The sequence below is a fragment of the Actinobacillus ureae ATCC 25976 genome, from assembly GCF_000188255.1.
Lineage (GTDB): Bacteria > Pseudomonadota > Gammaproteobacteria > Enterobacterales > Pasteurellaceae > Actinobacillus > Actinobacillus ureae.
Window position 1 is genome coordinate 893,235 of the sequence record NZ_GL831080.1, and the last position, 18,612, is coordinate 911,846.

The 18,612-nt window shown below is 39.5% G+C and carries 21 protein-coding genes and 1 pseudogene; 19 read left to right on the forward strand and 3 right to left on the reverse strand.

Going from position 1 to position 18,612, the window contains the following annotated elements; genetic code table 11:
* Nucleotides 1–168: 168 nt before the first annotated feature.
* On the reverse strand, nt 169–693 hold the full coding sequence (locus HMPREF0027_RS04350) for a single-stranded DNA-binding protein (RefSeq protein ID WP_005622535.1): 525 nt from the start codon (nt 691–693) through the stop codon (nt 169–171).
* A gap of 150 nt (nt 694–843) precedes the next feature.
* Between HMPREF0027_RS04350 and uvrA the strand changes: the two genes are divergently transcribed.
* The 13 genes from uvrA to HMPREF0027_RS04395 all read left to right on the forward strand — a co-directional run bounded on the left by uvrA (nt 844) and on the right by HMPREF0027_RS04395 (nt 11,199).
* The gene (gene uvrA / locus HMPREF0027_RS04355) at nt 844–3,672 is read left to right on the forward strand and encodes an excinuclease ABC subunit UvrA (protein WP_005622537.1); all 2,829 of its coding nucleotides are present in this window, start codon (nt 844–846) and stop codon (nt 3,670–3,672) included.
* 124 nt (nt 3,673–3,796) lie between these two features.
* Nucleotides 3,797–5,206, forward strand: a complete 1,410-nt coding sequence (locus HMPREF0027_RS04360; protein ID WP_052301765.1) for a hypothetical protein — start codon at nt 3,797–3,799, stop codon at nt 5,204–5,206.
* Between the two features lie 10 nt (nt 5,207–5,216).
* Nucleotides 5,217–5,477 (forward strand): hypothetical protein, encoded by a 261-nt coding sequence (locus tag HMPREF0027_RS04365; RefSeq protein WP_044024280.1) that lies wholly within the window; start codon nt 5,217–5,219, stop codon nt 5,475–5,477.
* Between the two features lie 29 nt (nt 5,478–5,506).
* Entirely contained in the window at nt 5,507–6,193 is a 687-nt protein-coding gene (locus HMPREF0027_RS04370) for a hypothetical protein (protein WP_044024281.1), read from the forward strand.
* Between the two features lie 9 nt (nt 6,194–6,202).
* Nucleotides 6,203–6,349 carry a hypothetical protein gene (locus tag HMPREF0027_RS11940; RefSeq protein WP_005622542.1) on the forward strand — a complete coding sequence of 49 codons (147 nt, stop codon included), beginning with the start codon at nt 6,203–6,205 and terminating at the stop codon, nt 6,347–6,349.
* A gap of 69 nt (nt 6,350–6,418) precedes the next feature.
* Nucleotides 6,419–6,643, forward strand: a complete 225-nt coding sequence (locus HMPREF0027_RS11320) for a hypothetical protein (RefSeq protein ID WP_005622543.1) — start codon at nt 6,419–6,421, stop codon at nt 6,641–6,643.
* Between the two features lie 104 nt (nt 6,644–6,747).
* Nucleotides 6,748–7,155, forward strand: a complete 408-nt coding sequence (locus HMPREF0027_RS11325) for a hypothetical protein (RefSeq protein ID WP_005622544.1) — start codon at nt 6,748–6,750, stop codon at nt 7,153–7,155.
* Complete coding sequence (locus HMPREF0027_RS11330; protein ID WP_005622545.1) at nt 7,156–8,367, forward strand: ATPase, T2SS/T4P/T4SS family; 1,212 nt, start codon at nt 7,156–7,158, stop codon at nt 8,365–8,367.
* 3 nt (nt 8,368–8,370) lie between these two features.
* A complete protein-coding gene (locus HMPREF0027_RS11335; RefSeq protein ID WP_155812102.1) occupies nt 8,371–9,327 on the forward strand; it encodes an ATP-binding protein in 957 nt (318 codons plus the stop codon).
* 8 nt (nt 9,328–9,335) lie between these two features.
* Complete coding sequence (locus HMPREF0027_RS04380) at nt 9,336–9,956, forward strand: DNA/RNA non-specific endonuclease (protein ID WP_005622547.1); 621 nt, start codon at nt 9,336–9,338, stop codon at nt 9,954–9,956.
* Complete coding sequence (locus tag HMPREF0027_RS04385; protein ID WP_005622548.1) at nt 9,935–10,144, forward strand: hypothetical protein; 210 nt, start codon at nt 9,935–9,937, stop codon at nt 10,142–10,144. The genes HMPREF0027_RS04380 and HMPREF0027_RS04385 overlap by 22 nt, the downstream gene beginning before the upstream one ends.
* Nucleotides 10,137–10,460: an immunity protein YezG family protein gene (locus HMPREF0027_RS04390; RefSeq protein WP_005622550.1), complete on the forward strand. Its 324-nt coding sequence runs from the start codon at nt 10,137–10,139 to the stop codon at nt 10,458–10,460. Before HMPREF0027_RS04385 ends, HMPREF0027_RS04390 begins: the two co-directional genes overlap by 8 nt.
* Before the next feature lie 88 nt (nt 10,461–10,548).
* The gene (locus tag HMPREF0027_RS04395; RefSeq protein WP_005622551.1) at nt 10,549–11,199 is read left to right on the forward strand and encodes a HEPN domain-containing protein; all 651 of its coding nucleotides are present in this window, start codon (nt 10,549–10,551) and stop codon (nt 11,197–11,199) included.
* A 72-nt stretch (nt 11,200–11,271) separates the two neighbouring features.
* Here the strand turns inward: HMPREF0027_RS04395 and HMPREF0027_RS04400 are convergent.
* Nucleotides 11,272–11,565: pseudogene (locus tag HMPREF0027_RS04400) on the reverse strand (hypothetical protein).
* Nucleotides 11,566–11,573: 8 nt separating this feature from the next.
* Nucleotides 11,574–11,858: a hypothetical protein gene (locus tag HMPREF0027_RS04405; RefSeq protein WP_005622553.1), complete on the reverse strand. Its 285-nt coding sequence runs from the start codon at nt 11,856–11,858 to the stop codon at nt 11,574–11,576.
* 188 nt (nt 11,859–12,046) lie between these two features.
* Between HMPREF0027_RS04405 and polA the strand changes: the two genes are divergently transcribed.
* The 6 genes from polA (at nt 12,047) to HMPREF0027_RS04435 (ending at nt 18,587) form a co-directional block, all read left to right on the forward strand.
* Nucleotides 12,047–14,920, forward strand: coding sequence for a DNA polymerase I (polA, locus tag HMPREF0027_RS04410; RefSeq protein WP_005622554.1), 2,874 nt, complete (start codon nt 12,047–12,049; stop codon nt 14,918–14,920).
* A gap of 158 nt (nt 14,921–15,078) precedes the next feature.
* Nucleotides 15,079–15,720 (forward strand): outer membrane lipoprotein periplasmic chaperone LolA, encoded by a 642-nt coding sequence (lolA, locus tag HMPREF0027_RS04415; protein WP_005622555.1) that lies wholly within the window; start codon nt 15,079–15,081, stop codon nt 15,718–15,720.
* A gap of 72 nt (nt 15,721–15,792) precedes the next feature.
* Nucleotides 15,793–16,101: a trp operon repressor gene (gene trpR, locus HMPREF0027_RS04420; RefSeq protein ID WP_005622556.1), complete on the forward strand. Its 309-nt coding sequence runs from the start codon at nt 15,793–15,795 to the stop codon at nt 16,099–16,101.
* 29 nt (nt 16,102–16,130) lie between these two features.
* Nucleotides 16,131–16,892, forward strand: a complete 762-nt coding sequence (mtgA, locus tag HMPREF0027_RS04425) for a monofunctional biosynthetic peptidoglycan transglycosylase (protein ID WP_005622557.1) — start codon at nt 16,131–16,133, stop codon at nt 16,890–16,892.
* A gap of 64 nt (nt 16,893–16,956) precedes the next feature.
* Nucleotides 16,957–17,676 carry an oxygen-insensitive NADPH nitroreductase gene (nfsA, locus tag HMPREF0027_RS04430; protein WP_005622558.1) on the forward strand — a complete coding sequence of 240 codons (720 nt, stop codon included), beginning with the start codon at nt 16,957–16,959 and terminating at the stop codon, nt 17,674–17,676.
* The gene (locus tag HMPREF0027_RS04435; protein WP_005622559.1) at nt 17,673–18,587 is read left to right on the forward strand and encodes an ATP-grasp domain-containing protein; all 915 of its coding nucleotides are present in this window, start codon (nt 17,673–17,675) and stop codon (nt 18,585–18,587) included. Before nfsA ends, HMPREF0027_RS04435 begins: the two co-directional genes overlap by 4 nt.
* Nucleotides 18,588–18,612: the final 25 nt, after the last annotated feature.

The following is an 18,612-nucleotide window of genomic DNA, read 5'->3' on the forward strand; positions in this document are numbered from 1 at the left end:
TTAAAGCCTTATAGTACAAGGTTTTAACCCACTTTGTAGACTCAATTTTGTCCACTATCCCAAATTTTGCAAGCCTTGCACGCTAAATTCTTTAACCTAAATAAAAAAACGGAAGTAAGGCTTCCGTTTTTTATTTGTAAATATTCGATGAAAATTAACCGCTTGTGTTTAGAACGGAATATCGTCGTCGAAGTTATCCATTGGTGGTTCTGCTTGAGCTGGTTTTGCAGCTTGCGGAGCAGGACGGCTTGCTGTTTGATCGTAGCCGTAACCGCTGTTACCTTGGTTGTAACTTTGTTGTGGTGCCGGTGCTGAATTTCCCCAACCGCCTTGATTGCCGCCGAAATCGCCACCTTGGTTACGTCCACCTAACATTTGTAATACATCACCTTGAATTTCGGTGGTGTAACGATCTTGACCGTTTTGATCTTGCCATTTACGTGTTTTTAAACGGCCTTCAACATAGACTTGTGAGCCTTTACGTAAGTATTGACCGGCAACTTCCGCTTGGCGACGGTAGAAGACAATACGGTGCCATTCGGTTACTTCACGGCGTTCGCCCGTATTTTTATCTGTCCAACTTTCACTGGTTGCTACGCTAATATTTGCAACCGCTTCGCCATTTGGCATGGTGCGCATTTCAGGATCGTTACCTAAATTGCCCACGATGATAACTTTATTAATACCTGCCATAAAATCCTCTGTGAATTGATTAAGTGCTGTAAAATTTTGTGCGATATTCTACCCGAAATTCAAAAAAATGCACGCACTAAAACTGATATTTTGTACAGTTACTTAAAATATGCGATAATAAAAAACATTTTTTAGTGAGAGCAATCGATTATGCAGTACATTGATGTTCGTGGTGCGAGAACCCACAACCTTAAAAATATCAACTTAATTCTCCCCCGAGATAAATTTATTGTAATTACCGGCTTATCCGGTTCGGGTAAGTCTTCCTTAGCTTTCGATACGCTATATGCGGAAGGGCAACGTCGCTATGTCGAATCTCTTTCCGCCTATGCGCGCCAATTCCTTTCATTGATGGAAAAACCGGATGTTGACCATATTGAAGGGCTTTCACCGGCAATTTCTATTGAGCAAAAATCCACTTCGCATAACCCTCGTTCCACGGTTGGGACGGTAACCGAAATCCACGACTACTTACGTCTATTGTTTGCTCGTGTCGGTGAGCCTCGTTGTCCTGATCACGATTTACCGCTGGCGGCACAAACCATTTCACAAATGGTGGATAGAGTAATGGAAGAGCCGGAAGGCAAGCGTTTGATGTTACTTGCACCGGTGGTTAAAGATCGTAAAGGCGAACACGTAAAATTATTGGAAAATTTGACCGCTTCTGGCTATATCCGAGCCAGAATTGACGGCGAAATTTGTGATTTATCTGATCCGCCGGCATTGGAATTACAGAAAAAGCACACGATTGAAGTGGTAGTCGACCGCTTTAAAGTGAGAAGTGATATTGCAACACGTTTAGCGGAGTCTTTTGAAACGGCATTGGATTTATCCGGTTCGACTGCAATTATTGCCGATATGGATGATCCGAGTGCGGAAGGAATCGTGTTTTCGTCCAGTTTCGCTTGTCCGCATTGCGGCTATTCGTTGCACGAATTAGAGCCTCGTTTGTTCTCATTTAATAATCCTGCCGGTGCTTGCCCAACCTGTGATGGTTTAGGGGTAGAGCAGTATTTTGATCCGAATAAAGTGGTTCAAAACCCGGATGTATCATTAGCAAGCGGTGCGATTAAAGGATGGGATCGCCGGAGCTTTTACTATTTCGGTTTGCTGAAATCGGTAGCGGATCATTATGATTTTTCACTGGATACGCCATTTAAAGAGCTGACTAAAAAACAACGTGAAATTATTCTGAACGGTTCAAAAGACGAAATTGAATTTGTTTATGTCAATGATCGTGGCGATAAAGTAAAACGCAAACATACCTTTGAAGGCGTGTTAAATAATATGGCTCGCCGTTATAAAGAAACCGAGTCAAATTCGGTGCGCGAAGAGTTAGCGAAATATATCAATAATCGCCCGTGTTTGGAGTGTGAAGGTTCTCGCTTACGTCGTGAAGCACGCTATGTATTTTTAGATAAAACTAATTTGCCGATGGTATCGGAGAAATCGATCGGCGAAGCGTTAGAGTTTTTTGAACAGTTAGATCTTGCAGGACAAAAAGCGAAGATTGCGGAGAAAATTTTAAAAGAAATTTGTGAACGTTTGCAGTTCTTGGTCAATGTCGGCTTGAATTACCTATCACTTTCTCGTTCGGCGGAAACTTTATCCGGTGGTGAAGCACAGCGTATCCGTTTAGCTAGCCAAATCGGTGCGGGTTTAGTGGGAGTGATGTATGTGCTTGATGAGCCGTCTATCGGTTTGCACCAACGTGATAACGAACGTTTATTAAATACCTTAATTCATCTGCGTAATTTGGGTAATACCGTGATTGTAGTGGAGCATGATGAAGATGCGATCCGTGCTGCGGATCATATTGTCGATATCGGCCCAGGAGCGGGTGTACACGGCGGACAAGTGATCGCGCAAGGTACAGCGGAAGAAATTATGCAGGTGGAAGATTCGATTACTGGACAATTCCTTTCAGGTAAGCAGAAGATTGAAATCCCAGCAAAACGAGTGGCTTATGACACTAGCAAATTGCTGACGCTAAAAGGTGCAAGCGGTAATAACTTAAAACAAGTACAGTTGGATATTCCGGTTGGCTTATTTACTTGTATTACCGGTGTGTCGGGTTCGGGTAAATCGACCTTAATCAATGATACCTTGTTCCCGTTAACACAAAATGCGTTAAATCGTGCGGAACGTACTGATGTTGCACCTTATGAATCGATTGACGGCTTATCGCATTTCGACAAAGTGATTGATATCGACCAAAGCCCGATTGGACGTACACCTCGTTCAAATCCGGCAACTTATACCGGTTTATTTACGCCGATTCGTGAATTATTTGCCGGCACACAAGAAGCAAGAGCGAGAGGCTATAATGTCGGACGCTTTAGTTTTAACGTGCGAGGCGGACGTTGTGAAGCCTGTCAAGGTGATGGCGTGATTAAAGTGGAAATGCACTTCCTACCGGATGTGTATGTGCCGTGTGATCACTGTAAAGGTAAACGTTATAACCGAGAAACCTTGGAAATCCGTTACAAAGGCAAAACGATTCATCAAGTACTGGATATGACGGTGGAAGAGGCGAGAGAATTTTTTGCACCGGTACCGGCGATTGCCCGTAAATTACAGACGTTAATGGATGTTGGTTTATCGTATATTCGTTTAGGACAGTCTTCGACTACGCTTTCCGGTGGTGAAGCACAGCGAGTTAAATTGGCGACCGAGCTTTCCAAACGTGATACCGGCAAAACGCTGTATATCTTAGACGAACCGACCACCGGTTTGCATTTTGCCGATATTAAACAGTTACTTTCGGTGTTACACAAATTGCGTGACCAAGGCAATACAATTGTGGTGATCGAGCATAATTTAGATGTGATTAAAACTGCCGACTGGATTGTGGATTTAGGCCCTGAAGGCGGCTCAGGCGGCGGACAAATTATTGCAACCGGCACACCGGAAGAAGTAGCGAAAGACAAGCGCTCGCACACGGCAAGATTCTTAAAAGAGATTTTAGCCAAAGGCTAAAGCTAATTATTAAACAAGCGGTTAAATTTCCAGAAAATTTTGCAAAATTTAAAGGGGATTTAACCGCTTGTTGTTCTATATATTACACTCATTAAAAATTAGCTTTATTTTTGTGGTAAACAAAATGGATGCCTTTGACCCAGAAGCTGGAGAAAATGTAGAAGCTGCTCTTGGACGAGTAACTGAATACCTGAAAAATAATGGTATTGAAAACCCACTGATTTATTCTGTTTCAGCAAATCTTACTCGTTTATTACGTAAACGTGCGGAAACCCCAGATTTACTTACTCATAAAGAACGTGGTGATTTAGCCGCAATGGAAGATCTCTTCAATGGAGAACCAACAATGGACTTAGTGCAATATATGCCATTAACGTCTTCCACTCGCCGTAATTTAGAAGCGAAAGCATTACCTGAGGTTTTAGCACATTCAGGCTTACCAGCGATTGAGTCAATGATTGATGAATATATTGATAAATATAATCTTCCTAACCGTGTGAATCGTGCTTATCAAGCATTAAGTGAAGCAATTCGTATCAGTAGCGATGAAAATAATTTGGCGATTGAATTAGAAAAACATTCAAAGGATGCAGAAGCAATAGAAATGCAACTTAAAAAACTAGTGGCAAATAAAGATCACTTTGCAAAAGCACAAGCGAAAATGGATACGGTGATTAAAGACAAAAAATCACTTTATCCAAGCAAAGCAATTAGCAAAATTGATGAAGCAGAGGGCGAAATTCGCCAAAAAATCTTCCGTTTCCAAGATGAGTTTATTGGTTCAGGTGATGAGCTAACACCAAAACAAGCAGAAAGAAAAATTAAGATGTTAACCGAAAACATCAATTTTGAATCTAGCCGCTTAATCAATAGTCTAGAGAATGTGATTTTAGAAGCACAAGAAATCACACAAGATAAATTAGGCAAAGTCTTCAATGACTATGTCAAAGATTTATTTGAAGGATTAGATGGTATTCCATTGCCAGTATTGGATAGCTTAAAAACTCAAGTTGGTAATATCGCAACGATAACAGGGTTAGGTCTAGATTCAGGAGAAATCCAAGAAAGAGTTACAACTGAGAGGGTAAAAACAGGAACTACTTGGAAATCAGTTAAGGTAGGTACAAGAGAGGTTAGTACATCCAAATGGTGGAATCCCTTCTCTTGGGGGGCTAAAACGGTGAATTTTTATGAAGATCGTGAAGTTGATGTGTATGAAGATGTAGAAAAACGAACTGAATATGTTGATGCAGATGCACTTTGGGAAAATCGTGAATTCGAAATTAGCCACTATTTCAATCAATTAACGCAAGCAGCAGCTCAAAAAGAGCAAGATGATACCGAAGCATACGCACTTGCATTCAAGAATTTTATGGAAAAAGAATTTGATGTGAAATTCAAAGCAATTATTGCCGACTTGCAAGCGAAAACAGCGGATAAAGCCCAAATTGAGAAATTGGCAACAGAAGCAAAAGAAAAACTTGCTCGTATTAATGTATTTAAAGCGGAATTAGACGAAGTATTAGCTTTATAAGGGATAAATAATGAAACAAACTTTTATTCAAAATTTAAAAAACGGGCAAGTCCCGTTTTTAGAAAACGAAAAAGCATTCGCTGAATTACCGCAAGATTTATTTGAACCATTAAACACAATGGTAACTATTGATGAACACGAACATCGTTGGAACGAAGGATATTTTAATAATAAAGCAAGAGATTTAGAGTGGAATTTTTCCAAAGAATTAGTATTGCATCTCATTGCCGTAAAAAATTCCTGCAAGCGAAAAATCCTGTTTCTAGTGTAGAAAGTGCGGTTGAAAATTCTGCTGTTTCAGTGGCTAATGTTAAACCTGAAACCAAAATAGAGACGGTACAAGTGGTGGAAAAACAAGAAAATTTTGCAAAACCTGATTTAGCAGGTTTCAAACCAAATGAAAAACTTTCGCAATTTTTAAGTGAAGGAGATTTAAGCAAAATTCGTAGTTATTTAATGTCGATGTTAAATAATCGTCGCTTAAATTTGGAAGAGTTGTTTAAATCAATTTGGTATGTTCATCATCATAGAATTGAGGTGTTTGAGGCAGAAGAAAATGCCTTTGTTCAAGCAATGGACAATAATAATGAAGCGAATTGGAACAGTGATTATTTCAATTTACAACAGGTTTATCTGAATAAAAACTTCTCGTTAGCTCGCTTGTTGTATTTGGCTAATGTGCGTGAAACGTTAATGAAACGTGGCGATAGCCAATTTCAGCAAATTAAAGTGGAAAAGGCGACTACTACGGCTTCAAGTACGCAACAAGCTTCACATATGGAAGCAAGTGCAACACAGCAAACTTCATCACAAACACAACAATCATCTTCGCAACAGCAATCGCAAGTACGTTCAACTTACCAAGAAGGTCAATCTAAACCGGAAACATTATACTCACCGGAAGAAAACAGCTTTGTGAAAACGGTAATGATGGTTGGTGGTGCGGTGCTTGCCGTCGCTGCAGTTTTATTTGCGGTTTTTAAATAGGATGTAAAAATGACTACCCAATTAGTGTCTCAACCCCCTAACCAAATTCGTCAAACTGCTTTAGCTTCTCTTATTAGCGGTCAGCATTTATTAAATAAAAGCTATTTAGCAACTTTAGCTCAAAATGTACCAATGATGCTTACTCAGTCTGAGTAAATCAGTTACGGCACAGATGTTCGTATCTGCAAGGTTGAGCGAATTGTTTTAGAAAATAAACAATCTGCCTTGGAGAGTTTAACCGCTGCTTATACCGCATTAGGTTCGGCAGGTTATGCTGTATTCTTGCTGTTAAAAAGCAGCGGAAAGGAAACTGATGTCTTTTTAGGTGTGCGTGGACAGCCAAAACAAACAGCTGGTCATGAAGCAGGAAAATTATTGGAACAAGTGTTTAAGGGGCATTTTTCGGGTAGTCAGTTAAGTTCTATTAACGGTAATGAAATTGAAGTTTAATGTTCGGACTTCGCCAAACAGAAAACCAACTAACACCGTCGGGTAACAGCAGTATCGGGCGTGCCGTCATTGTCAGTAGATGATCGTGAACATTTTATGCTGGTTTGGAGCATTTTATTGATGCTGCGGAAGGTAAACCATATCAAGCCTTAATTTTGGCAGAACCGATTTCCGCCCAACAATTACAACTTATTCAACGCGGCTATGAAGGCGTAGCCACTCAACTTTCTCCACTCTTAAAGCAAACACTTTCCTTTGGAGAAAATGAAAGTGAAAGTATTGGATTGAGTATTGGAGAAAGTATCAGTAAGTCTTTCGGTAAAAGCTTAAGTTTGACGGAAACAAAAGGAACGAATGAAAGTACAACCAATACTTCTACGTTTGGTACCAATGAAAGTAAAACGGAATCAAACTCTTTTAGTTCTTCATCGCCTACCACGATGAGTAAGATCGGTATGATTGGTTCTACTTTGATTGGGGCGGGAATCGGTTCGTCAATGGGATCGCTGTGAATGGCTTTAGGTACTCAATTCGGTGGACTTATTGGTAGTGCATTTAATGAGAGTCAAAGTAGTACAAGTAGTCATTCAAATACGGTAGGGAAAGCCTATTCGGAATCGATAGGTAAAACAACAGGAAGTTCTTATTCTGAAAGTAAAAGTGCAAGCAGAACGGATTCATATAGTACAAACCAAAATCAATCGGTAAATAATAGCATTGGTTCAAATCGTCAAATTATGCTTGAAATGCTTAATAAAAGTGTTGAGCAGCTCATTAAACGAGTGGATCATCAACTTGAACGTGTAGAAGAAGCACAACGTTATGGGGGGTGGCAAACTGCAGCCTATTTTATGAGTGAAGGTTCTGCTTCTTCTCGTGCATTAGCAAGTATTTTTTTAGGGCTAATGCGTGGAAATAATTCCAATAGTGAAGATTTTGCCCTAACGACTTGGCAAGCTGATAAAAGCAAAATTTTATTGCCTTGGTTAGCTAATTTAACGCATCCACGTTTAATGGATGAAAATGCTAGAAATATGGGCATTAATTATCTTACGCCAGCCACACTTGTTTCAGGCAAAGAAATGGCTATTCAGTTGAGTTTACCTCGTCGTTCGACCTCAACGGTGTCAGTAGTGGAAACAGAATCTTTTGGTCGCCGTATTCAGTCAGTTAATGGAGTGATTGAAGCATCAGATAGTACGGTAAAACTAGGCAAAATTCGTCATTTATGGCAAAAAACTGCTCAAGATGTGGTGTTGGATCTACAACAATTGGCTGGACATATTTTTGTTACTGGTTCGACCGGTTCTGGTAAAAGTAATGCGATTTATCAGTTGTTGAATGAGCTAAATCGTAATGATATAAAATTTATGGTGATTGAGCCAGCCAAAGGTGAATATAAAAATGTGTTTGGGCATCGTGATGATGTAAAAGTTTTCGGTACAAATCCGAAGAAAACAAAACTATTACGCATTAATCCATTTAAGTTTCCTGAAGATGTTCACGTTTTAGAACATATCGACCGCTTGGTCGAAATTTTTAACGTCTGTTGGCCTATGTATGCAGCAATGCCTACGGTATTAAAAGAAGCAATGTTGGATGCCTATCAAGAAAGCGGTTGGGATTTAACGACTTCAGAAAATAAATATCCCAAATTATTCCCAACCTTTGCAGACTTATTTCAACAACTTGAAACCGTGCTTGATCGTTCGACATTTTCTTAAGAAGTGAAAAGTAATTACCAAGGTTCATTAGTTATGCGTGTTAAATCGCTAACGAATGGTTTGCATGGGCAGATTTTTACTAGCGATGAAATCGATAATAGCTTACTCTTTGATGAAAATGTGGTCGTAGATTTAAGTCGTGTAAGTTCGCAAGAAACTAAATCCTTAATTATGGGTATTTTGGTAATGCGTTTGAGTGAATATCGTATGAGTTCAGATAATGGAATGAATCAAGTGCTTAAACACGTTACTGTATTGGAAGAAGCTCATAATATTTTAAAACGCACGTCAACCGAACAAAGCTCGGAAGGTTCAAATGTGGCAGGTAAAGCCGTAGAAATGCTTTCTAATGCGATTGCTGAAATGCGGACTTATGGCGAGGGCTTTATTATTGCGGATCAGTCACCAGGTGCGGTAGATATTTCAGCGATCCGTAATACAAATACTAAGATTATTATGGGTTTACCTGATGAAGAAGATCGCCGTTTAGCCGGAAAGTCTGCTGGTGTAACGGACGAACAGTTAGCCGAGATTGCAAAATTGCCAAAAGGTGTTGCGGTAGTTTATCAAAATGACTGGTTAGAGCCAATTTTGTGCCAAGTTGCACATTTCCTAGCTGATGAAAAATTGTTTGTAGAGCCAGAACAGGTTAAGTCTAATGTTGATTCTCAATTTAAAAAGCATTTAACTGATTTATTGTTTAAGGAAAAATTAGCTGAACGTAGGCGGTTGGATTATACAGAAATTTTGCAAAGTATTGAGAAATCTCATTTGCCAACAGATTACAAACGCTATTTAAATGAAGTGTGCGATTTGTTGAAAGAAGCTGTTCCAGCATTATTAGCTCAAGACGAGTCTTACTTAATTGACCTTTATGAGCGAATTATTCAACAGCAGTGTAAAGAGGCATTACCTGAATTATCCGTTGAACTACAACAACATTTTTCTCATCTTGCATAGGGGTAGTTATGTTGGAAAAATTTTCATCGTCTGAGCATTTTTCTCAGGCAGATAAATTAACAAAAAATGATTCGCTTGAGATATTAAAAAAAGATTTTCCTCTTGAGTCAAATAGCGATTGGGAAGTTAAACCTTTACCTAAGGTACAAGAGTTACCGCCATTATATGCTGTTGAAAATAGACAGAACTTGGCATTAGTAGAAAAAGGAAATTCAGAAATTGAATCTACAAGTTTTGATTTGGATTTAGATGAGTCAGTAGAGCTGAATGATGAGAATTTAGAAAATGAAATAAAGAAAACCATTATTGATGTCAAAACGTTGCCAATAGAGCAAGCTAAAGATGTAATTAATGGTGAGTTAGCTCCCAATACTATTTATAGTATGGGAAATGGGAATCTTTATGAATCTGATGATAAAGGGCGTGTAGTAAAAAAGGAATTTATCCCTTTCATTGTTGAAGATAAACGTTCTTTCAAAGATAGCAAGAATACATCTGAGGTTGGTAAACTAGGAAAAGAGGGAGATCATGGCGGACATATTCAAGCCCATTCTTTGGGGGAACCTCTGATAAAATCAATTTGTTCCCTCAAAATGGTAACTTTAATATGGAGGAATATAAAACCATAGAAAATGGTATAAGAGATGACTTAAGAAAAGGAAACGCTGTTAATGTTACAGTGGAGCTGATTTATAACAATGCCTCATCTCGTCCTGATCAAGTAAGAGTAACCAAAGTTGTTGTTGATGTTAATGGAAATACAAATATTACAGCAATTACTAGAAAAAATGCACCTAGAGAGGCTCAATATGCTTAATAAGAACGAAATTTTAAATTCTATTTCAAAGTATTTACATCAATCAGCACCTACAAATTATGATTCTGCAGAATTGATTTATAAATTAATTATTACTGATGAAGAATGGTCGTCATTTAGTGCAGGCTTTGATATTCAAGGTAAGAAGGCTCCTCCTACAAATTTTGCTCAGTTGCAAAATAAAGTTGAACCATTATTAGATGAGCTTCATATATTAATGAAAAATGAAGAGAATAAAGATTGGAGAAAACTTACTTTAACGATTAAAGATAGAAAAGTTAATGTGGAATTTGATTATTCTGAACAATCTCTATAGAAAAAGTAGGCAACTGTCTGCTTTTTTGTACTATTAAATTTAGATGGTCTTCACGTAACTTAGATATATATTTAATTAGGAAAAGAAAATGTCGGTACTTTTTAAATTAGAAATTGATTATAAAAACTGTCGAGATAAATATAACGATAATTTCCGTTTGCGTATTCATCGTTCGCTTAGTTGGCTGAAAAAAGCGAGTGTAGCGGAAGATTTAGATACGCAATTTATCGCTTTATGGATCGCATTTAATGCGGCGTATGCTCGAGATTTAGATGATATTGCGAGAGATAGAGCAACCTTTAATGAATTTCTTTTACGTATCTGTCTGTATGATGATGAGAAAGTTATTTATAACATTATCTGGAAGAAGTTTTCTAATTCAATTCGTATGCTAACGGATAATCAATATATTTTTCAGACGTTTTGGGATTTTCATAACCAAAAAATCACGGAAAAAGAGTATCGTGTTGAAGAGATGAAGGAACGAGAAAAATTACTTTCTTCTTTAGAAAAGCAGAATACCGAACGATTGTTAGATGTATTGTTCCGTCGTTTATATACGTTGCGAAATCAGATTTTACACGGCGGTTCAACGTTTAACAGTAAGGCAAATCGGAAACAGTTACGAGATGGCTGCGATATTTTGATTGCTTTTATTCCGGCTATGTTAGAGATTATGATGCAACATCATAATGATTTGGATTGGGGAAAGCCTTTCTATCCTTATATTCAGGCATAAAGTTTTTTCTATGACAAGCGGTTAAATTTCCAGAAAATTTTGCAAAATTTAAGGGGGGGTAACCGCTTGTGTTTAGGCTGCGTTATGCAATTTGGCTAGATCTTCTTGAATTTTTTCATTAGCTAACATTCGTTTTTCAGATTCAACAAAACGAGTTAGGATTTGTTTGATTAGAGGTTGATAGCCTAGCCCGTGAAGTTGGGCGATATCTTTTAGATCTTGAATTAAACCTTTAGATAAGCGAATTGAGATTGGCTGTAAAGCAAGTAATTCGTCTAGCATTTCTGGTGTTGTATGAGTTGAACGCTGTACAAATTTTTCATCTTGCCCAAGTTCTCTGTTTTCCCATTATTCAATATTTTTCATACTTACCTCTATTTATATTTCTCGTAAATTCGAATTTCTTCCGCATTAGGGCAATAAGCTGTTCGAATATAAATGTCGTTATTTTTTCGCATAAAACAGACTTTGAGTTTTATTCCCCTATTGGTCTCCGCAATAAACCATTCTGTTGGCGGATCACTCAAATGTTCTTCACAAGTATCAATTAAAAATTGTCCGTTTATATTTGAAAATGCTTCGAAAATTTCCGTTTCCGGATCAGAAAGTCCATGCTTCTGAATCAGTTTTAAATAAATTTGATGTGAGATTATCAGCATTTTTCACCTCTGTATATACAAATTTAAATCTTTAAATCAGGTAAATTGAGAATAAGTTTTTCCTTTTATTCTTCAATCGGCAAAAGTGATTTTTTCGATATAACTCGAAAAGTTATCGATTTCTTCAGATTTAAGTAGAAGAATCCGCTATAATTACAATAATTTTCACTTCTAAAATAAAGGTTAAAATGACTACAATTGCTCAAAATCCTCTCGTTCTTGTGGACGGTTCTTCTTATCTTTATCGTGCGTTTCATGCGTTTCCGCCGCTGACTAATAAAAATGGTGAGCCGACGGGAGCAATGTATGGCGTGTTAAATATGCTGAAAAGTTTGATTGCTCAGGTTGAGCCGAGCCATATTGCGGTGGTTTTTGATGCTAAGGGTAAAACTTTCCGTGATGAGTTATTTGAGCAATATAAATCGCACCGTCCGCCGATGCCGGATAACTTGCGTGCGCAAGTGCAGCCATTACATACGATTATTAAAGCGTTAGGCATCCCGTTAATTTCGATTGAGGGGGTGGAAGCGGATGACGTGATAGGTACGCTCGCGGTGCAGGCGGCGAATGATGGCAAAAATGTGTTAATCAGTACCGGCGATAAAGATATGGCACAACTGGTGAACGATCACATCATGCTGATTAACACGATGAACAATACCTTGCTTGATCGTGAAGGCGTGATTGAGAAATACGGCATTCCGCCGGAGCTGATCATTGATTATTTAGCATTGCAAGGCGACGTTTCGGATAATATTCCTGGAGTAAAAGGTGTCGGTGGGAAAACCGCATTAGGCTTATTGCAAGGAATCGGCTCATTAAAAGAGATTTATGCGAATTTGGATCAAGTGGCTACGCTTTCATTCCGTGGTGCTAAAACACTGGTACCGAAATTAGAAGCGGAGAAAGAAGCTGCGGATCTCTCTTATTTGCTTGCCACGATTAAGACCGATGTTGAACTGGAAGTCACCCATGAACAATTAGTTGTACAACCGCAAAAGCGTGACGAATTAGTTGAGCTGTTCGGGCGTTATGAATTTAAGCGTTGGCTGAATGAAGTGATGAATGACTCTAACCCCGTCACGCAGAATTCAGCAGAAAAAATCCCTAACAATTATCAAGCGACTTCTTCGGTATCACAAGCGGTCGAAACCGAGCAAACTTTTGCAAAAGTAGATATTGATCGCAGTCGATATGAAACGGTGACCACAATGGAGCAATTGCAGAGTTGGATTGAAAAGATCAACCAAGCAAAATTAGTCGCGGTGGATACTGAAACTGATAGTTTGGACTCTATGTCGGCAAATTTAGTTGGGATTTCATTCGGTTTGGCTAACGGCGAAGCCTGCTATATTCCATTAACGCACAAAGAACAAGTAACACTTGAGCCTCAGCAAAGCGATCTGTTTGCCGAGCCGACAGAAGCGGAAACTATAACAAGTTTTGAACTTGCAAAAAATCAGTTAAATTTGACCGCTTGTGTAACCGAACTTAAGCCGTTATTAGAAAATGCGGACGTGAAAAAGATCGGGCAAAACATTAAATACGATCTGACCATTTTTGCGAATCATGGAGTGCAAGTAGAGGGTGTTGCATTCGACACGATGCTGGAGTCTTATACGCTAAATAGCACAGGTCGTCATAATATGGACGAATTGGCGGAGCGTTATTTAGGGCATAAAACGATTGAGTTTGAAGAAATTGCCGGTAAAGGCAAAAACCAGCTGACATTCGATAAAATTGCGATTGATGTCGCTTCACAATATGCGGCGGAAGATGCGGATGTGACGATGAAACTACATCAAGTGCTTGCGCCGGAATTAGATAAAGCGCCGACACTGGTTAAGTTGTTTAATGAAATTGAAATGCCGTTGGTTGAAGTGCTTTCTCGCATTGAGCGTAACGGTGTATTGATTGAACCGGAAAAATTACTGGCGCAATCGGCAGAAATTGAACAGCGTTTAGCTGAGTTGGAACAGTTAGTGCATAGTGAAGCCGGTGAAGTCTTTAATCTTGCTTCTACCAAACAATTACAGGAAATTTTGTTTACTAAACTTGGTTTGCCTGTTCTGAAAAAAACACCGAAAGGTGCGCCTTCCACCAATGAAGAAGTTTTGGATGAACTAGCAGGGCGAGGGCATTTAGTACCGAAATTATTAATGGAACATCGTGGTTTAAGTAAGTTGAAATCGACGTATACCGATAAGTTACCGTTGATGATTAATCAAAAAACGGGTCGAGTACATACCTCTTATCATCAGGCGGTAACGGCGACCGGTCGTCTTTCATCAAGCGATCCGAATTTACAAAATATTCCGATCCGAAATGAGGAAGGCAGACGCATTCGCCAAGCGTTTATTACGAATAAAGGCTATAAAATTGTCGCAGCCGACTATTCGCAAATCGAATTGCGTATTATGGCGCATTTAGCAAATGATGAAGGTATGATTATCGCCTTCGCTGAAGGTAAAGATATTCACCGTGCAACAGCAGCGGAAATTTTCGGTTTAGCGTTGGATCAAGTAACAAGTGAGCAACGCCGTAGTGCTAAAGCGATTAACTTTGGTCTAATTTATGGCATGTCGGAATTCGGTTTATCGAACCAATTAGGTATTTCACGTGCCGATGCGAAAAAATATATGGAACGCTATTTCCAACGTTATCCGGCGGTGCAACAATTTATGACCGATATTCGTGAAAGTGCGAGTGAAAAAGGGTATGTGGAAACACTTTTCGGCAGACGTTTATATTTACCGGAAATTAAATCCAGTAATGCAATGCGCCGTAAAGCGGCGGAACGTGTGGCGATCAATGCGCCGATGCAAGGTACCGCAGCGGATATTATTAAAGTCGCAATGATTGGCATTGATAAAGCAATTCGAGGTGATGAAAATATCAAAATGATTATGCAAGTGCATGATGAATTGGTGTTTGAAGTGAAAGAAGAGCGAGTGGAACACTACAGCCAATTAATTAAAGCGGAAATGGAAAAAGCGATTCAGCTTAAAGTGCCTTTAATTGCTGAAGTCGGCGTGGGTGATAACTGGGACGAAGCGCATTAATTTTGTGAAAAATAATTAATCAATAAAATAAAAGCCAAATGCTTCTTGGTGTTTGGCTTATTTTATTGTATCGTTATGCTAGTACGAAGCTTTGTGAAACTTTTACAGAATAGGTTGTCAAAGAGGCACTTGATTCTCTTTGATAGAAGGAACAAAAAATGAAAAAATTAATTAAGCAATCATTATTAGGTTTTGCCTTAGTTTCTATGACTGGCGCAGCTTTTGCTGATGCGCAGTCAGTTGCCGAATTGCAACGACGTTTAGAGCAAGTTAGCCAATATAGTGCGGATTTTGATCAAACGGTACGTTCGAGCAAAGGTAAACAAATTCAATCGGGTAAAGGTAAATTCCAAGCGAAGCGCCCGAATCTGTTCCGTATGGATACTAAATCACCACAAGAAAATTTAATTGTTTCTGATGGTGCGAATTTATGGTTTTACGACCCGTTTGTGTCACAAGTGACGGTGAATACGGTGCAAGATGCAGTAAATAATACGCCGTTCGTGTTATTAACCAGCAGTGATAAAAGCCACTGGGATCAGTATGATGTGACGCAAAATGCGGATACTTTCGTATTAAAACCGAAATCGAAAAAAAGTAATTTAAAACAGTTTGATGTGCGTATCGATCAAAGCGGTATGTTAAAAGGTTTTAGTACTATTGAACGAGACGGGCAGAGTAATTTATACGTATTGCGTAACATTACCGGTGGCGGGGTATCGTCTGATTTGTTCAAATTTAGCGTACCGAAAGGTGCCGAGTTAGACGACCAACGTGGCGGTAAAAAATCTAAGAAATAATCTATATATTAGCGGTTTTATTTTCGCAAAATTTTGCCAAAATCAGACCGCTTTCCTTATTTTGGAGGTTCAATGAACATTCTTTATAGTCAACGAGATCCGCAAGAGTGGCAACAGTTTATGATTTTACTGCAGCAAGCGGTAGCGGAAGATAAATTGGAACAGTTTTTTTCCTCATTTTTAACTGCAGACGAACGCAACTCTTTAGGCTTACGTGTGCAAATTGTTGCAGAGTTATTAAAAGGTGAAGTGCCGCAAAGAGAAATTCAGCAAAACTTGAATACCAGTGCCGCAACCATTACGCGCGCTTCTAATATGCTGAAAACATTGGAGCCACAATTTATTGAGTGGTTAAATGAGAAACTTAATGGCAAAGCGTAAACGAAGACGCAAAAAAAAAGTCAGTCACAATGTTTAGTTTGCTCAAACGCTTATGCCGTAAACTTATCAAGTTTTTTATTCCGCAGGAGATTGGCTCGAAAGCCAGTTGGTTGTGGTTCAGCTCAAGCCGTTTAGGGGTGGGGCTTGGTGGTGTTTTCGTTACGTTTTTGATGATTTTTTCGGTATTACCCGTGCCATTCTCCGCTTATATGGCGCAGAAAAAAGTTGAGCATTTGATTGCCGGTGATAATTATAAAATCCAATATGATTGGGTCAGTTTAGATAAAATCGCTTGGCAAATGCAGATGGCGGTGATTGCTTCGGAAGATCAAAAATTCGAAAGTCATTTCGGTATTGATTTACAAGCAATTGAAATTGCATTACAGCGCAATGCTAAATCGAAAAAGGTGCGAGGTGCTTCCACTATTTCTCAGCAAACGGTCAAAAATATGTTTTTATGGCATGGACAAAGTTGGCTACGAAAAGGTATTGAATTGCCGCTAACTTTCGTGATGGAAAATACTTGGGGCAAACGCCGTATTTTGGAAGTGTACTTAAACATTGCTGAATTTGGCGACTGTATCTTTGGCGTAGAAGCAGCAGCAAAGCACTTCTTTAAAAAACGTGCAAAAGATCTGACTTTACAAGAATCGGCTTTATTAGCCGCTTCGTTACCTAATCCGTTAGTGTTTCGGGTGAATAAACCGGGGCCGACCATGCGTAAACGTCAGGCGTGGATTATGCGCCAAGTAACGGCATTAGGCGGTCGTCATTATTTGGAAAAGTTGTAGAACAAGCGGTGAAATTTGCAAAAAAATTTGTAATTTCGACCGCTTATTTTTTATCGGAGGCAATATGATTAGCAAACCAACCTTAGACACTATTCTTTCTCATCGTTCGATTCGTAAATTTACCGAACAATCTATCTCGGAAGAACTGTTTCAAAACTTAATCCAAGCAGGGCAGCAAGCCTCCACCTCCAATCATTTGCAATGCGTGAGTGTGATTCGTGTCAAAGATCAAACCATACGCCAAGCTCTGCGTGAGGTATCCGGTATGGCATATGTCACTGAATGTGCCGAGTTTTTGGTGTTTTGCATTGATTTTCATAAACATAAACAGCTTGTACCGGATTCGCAGTTAGATTGGGCGGAAGTGAGTGTTATCGGTGCGGTAGATACCGGCATTTTTGCTCAAAATGTGTTATTGGCAGCGGAATCAGTCGGATTAGGCGGTGTGTATATCGGGGCATTACGCAATGATGTAGCAAAAGTGGCTGAAGTGTTAGGATTGCCGCAATATTGTGTGCCGCTAGTCGGAATGTGTTTAGGTTATCCGGCGCAAGATCCTGCACTTAAACCTCGCTTACCGGCAGCATTAGTTTGCTATGAAGATCAATATCAACCGTTAGGCCAAGCAGAACTTGCAAAATATAACGAAATTTTGACCGCTTATTATCAGGAGAGAACCGGTGAAGGACAACAGTGGCAGGCTGCGATCGATAAAACCTTAAATAAAGCGGTGCGTCCGCATATGTTACCGTTTTTCCAACAACAAGGGCTATTAAAACGATGAGATTTTTGATGCTGTGCCGAGAGCCTCGTTTATACAGTTGCCAACGTTTGCAGCAAGCTTGCGAGCAGCGAGGAATCAGCTTGGATATTCTCGACCCGAATCGAATGTTGATAAAGTTAGCGGTGGAACAAGGTCAATCCGTCTTGCAGCTCTATTATCAAACAGGTGAAACTTACGATAAAAATCGAGCGCTTCCGCAATTATTACCCGATTATGATGCGGTATTACCTCGTTTCGGCACAACCAGTACGGAAATGGGCTGTCGGGTTTTACGCTATTTTGAAGCAAAGCAAGTAAAAGTATTAAATAATTCGACTGCTTTCGCTTTGGCAAGAGATAAATGGCTAAGTTTACAAGCCTTGGTTACCGCACAAATCGCTGTGCCGGCAAGTTCGTTAGCCGGTGAACTGTGTTCGGTAGAAGGGCATTTAACCCAACATCAGCTCCCGTTAGTAACGAAAACATTATCCGGTTCGAAAGGTGTGGGAGTAATGTTAGCGGAGAGCCAACAAACCGCCCAAAGTGTTTTGGCTGTTTTACAGCAAGCGAAATTAGCTTATTTGTTGCAAGATTTTGTAGCAGAGTCAAAAGGGCAGGACATTCGAGCGCTTGTAGTTGGAGATCGTGTCGTGGCGGCAATGCAGCGCTCCGGTAATGAGGGGGAATTTCGAGCCAATATTCATTTAGGTGGTAAAGCTCAAACGATAGCATTAACTGAAGCGGAACAACAACTTGCAGTGAAAGCAGCAAAAGCAATCGGACTTAGCGTGGCGGGTGTCGATCTGATTCGTTCTGATAGCGGATTGCTGGTATTAGAAGTGAATGCCAGCCCGGGGTTAGAAGGGATTGAACAGGCAAGCGGCATTGATATTGCCAGTTTGATGATCGACCATCTGATTCATTCACTTTAATGCGAAAGCCCCCAAATTGATCTGA

Excerpts from the sequence above, each read along its gene's own strand:
- HMPREF0027_RS04350 (WP_005622535.1), bottom strand. The coding sequence starts at position 693 with ATGGCAGGTATTAATAAAGTTATCATCGTGGGCAATTTAGGTAACGAT.
- uvrA (WP_005622537.1), top strand. The coding sequence starts at position 844 with ATGCAGTACATTGATGTTCGTGGTGCGAGAACCCACAACCTTAAAAAT.
- HMPREF0027_RS04360 (WP_052301765.1), top strand. The coding sequence starts at position 3,797 with ATGGATGCCTTTGACCCAGAAGCTGGAGAAAATGTAGAAGCTGCTCTT.
- HMPREF0027_RS04365 (WP_044024280.1), top strand. The coding sequence starts at position 5,217 with ATGAAACAAACTTTTATTCAAAATTTAAAAAACGGGCAAGTCCCGTTT.
- HMPREF0027_RS11940 (WP_005622542.1), top strand. The coding sequence starts at position 6,203 with ATGACTACCCAATTAGTGTCTCAACCCCCTAACCAAATTCGTCAAACT.
- HMPREF0027_RS11330 (WP_005622545.1), top strand. The coding sequence starts at position 7,156 with ATGGCTTTAGGTACTCAATTCGGTGGACTTATTGGTAGTGCATTTAAT.
- HMPREF0027_RS04380 (WP_005622547.1), top strand. The coding sequence starts at position 9,336 with ATGTTGGAAAAATTTTCATCGTCTGAGCATTTTTCTCAGGCAGATAAA.
- HMPREF0027_RS04385 (WP_005622548.1), top strand. The coding sequence starts at position 9,935 with ATGGAGGAATATAAAACCATAGAAAATGGTATAAGAGATGACTTAAGA.
- HMPREF0027_RS04390 (WP_005622550.1), top strand. The coding sequence starts at position 10,137 with ATGCTTAATAAGAACGAAATTTTAAATTCTATTTCAAAGTATTTACAT.
- HMPREF0027_RS04395 (WP_005622551.1), top strand. The coding sequence starts at position 10,549 with ATGTCGGTACTTTTTAAATTAGAAATTGATTATAAAAACTGTCGAGAT.
- HMPREF0027_RS04405 (WP_005622553.1), bottom strand. The coding sequence starts at position 11,858 with ATGCTGATAATCTCACATCAAATTTATTTAAAACTGATTCAGAAGCAT.
- polA (WP_005622554.1), top strand. The coding sequence starts at position 12,047 with ATGACTACAATTGCTCAAAATCCTCTCGTTCTTGTGGACGGTTCTTCT.
- lolA (WP_005622555.1), top strand. The coding sequence starts at position 15,079 with ATGAAAAAATTAATTAAGCAATCATTATTAGGTTTTGCCTTAGTTTCT.
- trpR (WP_005622556.1), top strand. The coding sequence starts at position 15,793 with ATGAACATTCTTTATAGTCAACGAGATCCGCAAGAGTGGCAACAGTTT.
- mtgA (WP_005622557.1), top strand. The coding sequence starts at position 16,131 with ATGTTTAGTTTGCTCAAACGCTTATGCCGTAAACTTATCAAGTTTTTT.
- nfsA (WP_005622558.1), top strand. The coding sequence starts at position 16,957 with ATGATTAGCAAACCAACCTTAGACACTATTCTTTCTCATCGTTCGATT.
- HMPREF0027_RS04435 (WP_005622559.1), top strand. The coding sequence starts at position 17,673 with ATGAGATTTTTGATGCTGTGCCGAGAGCCTCGTTTATACAGTTGCCAA.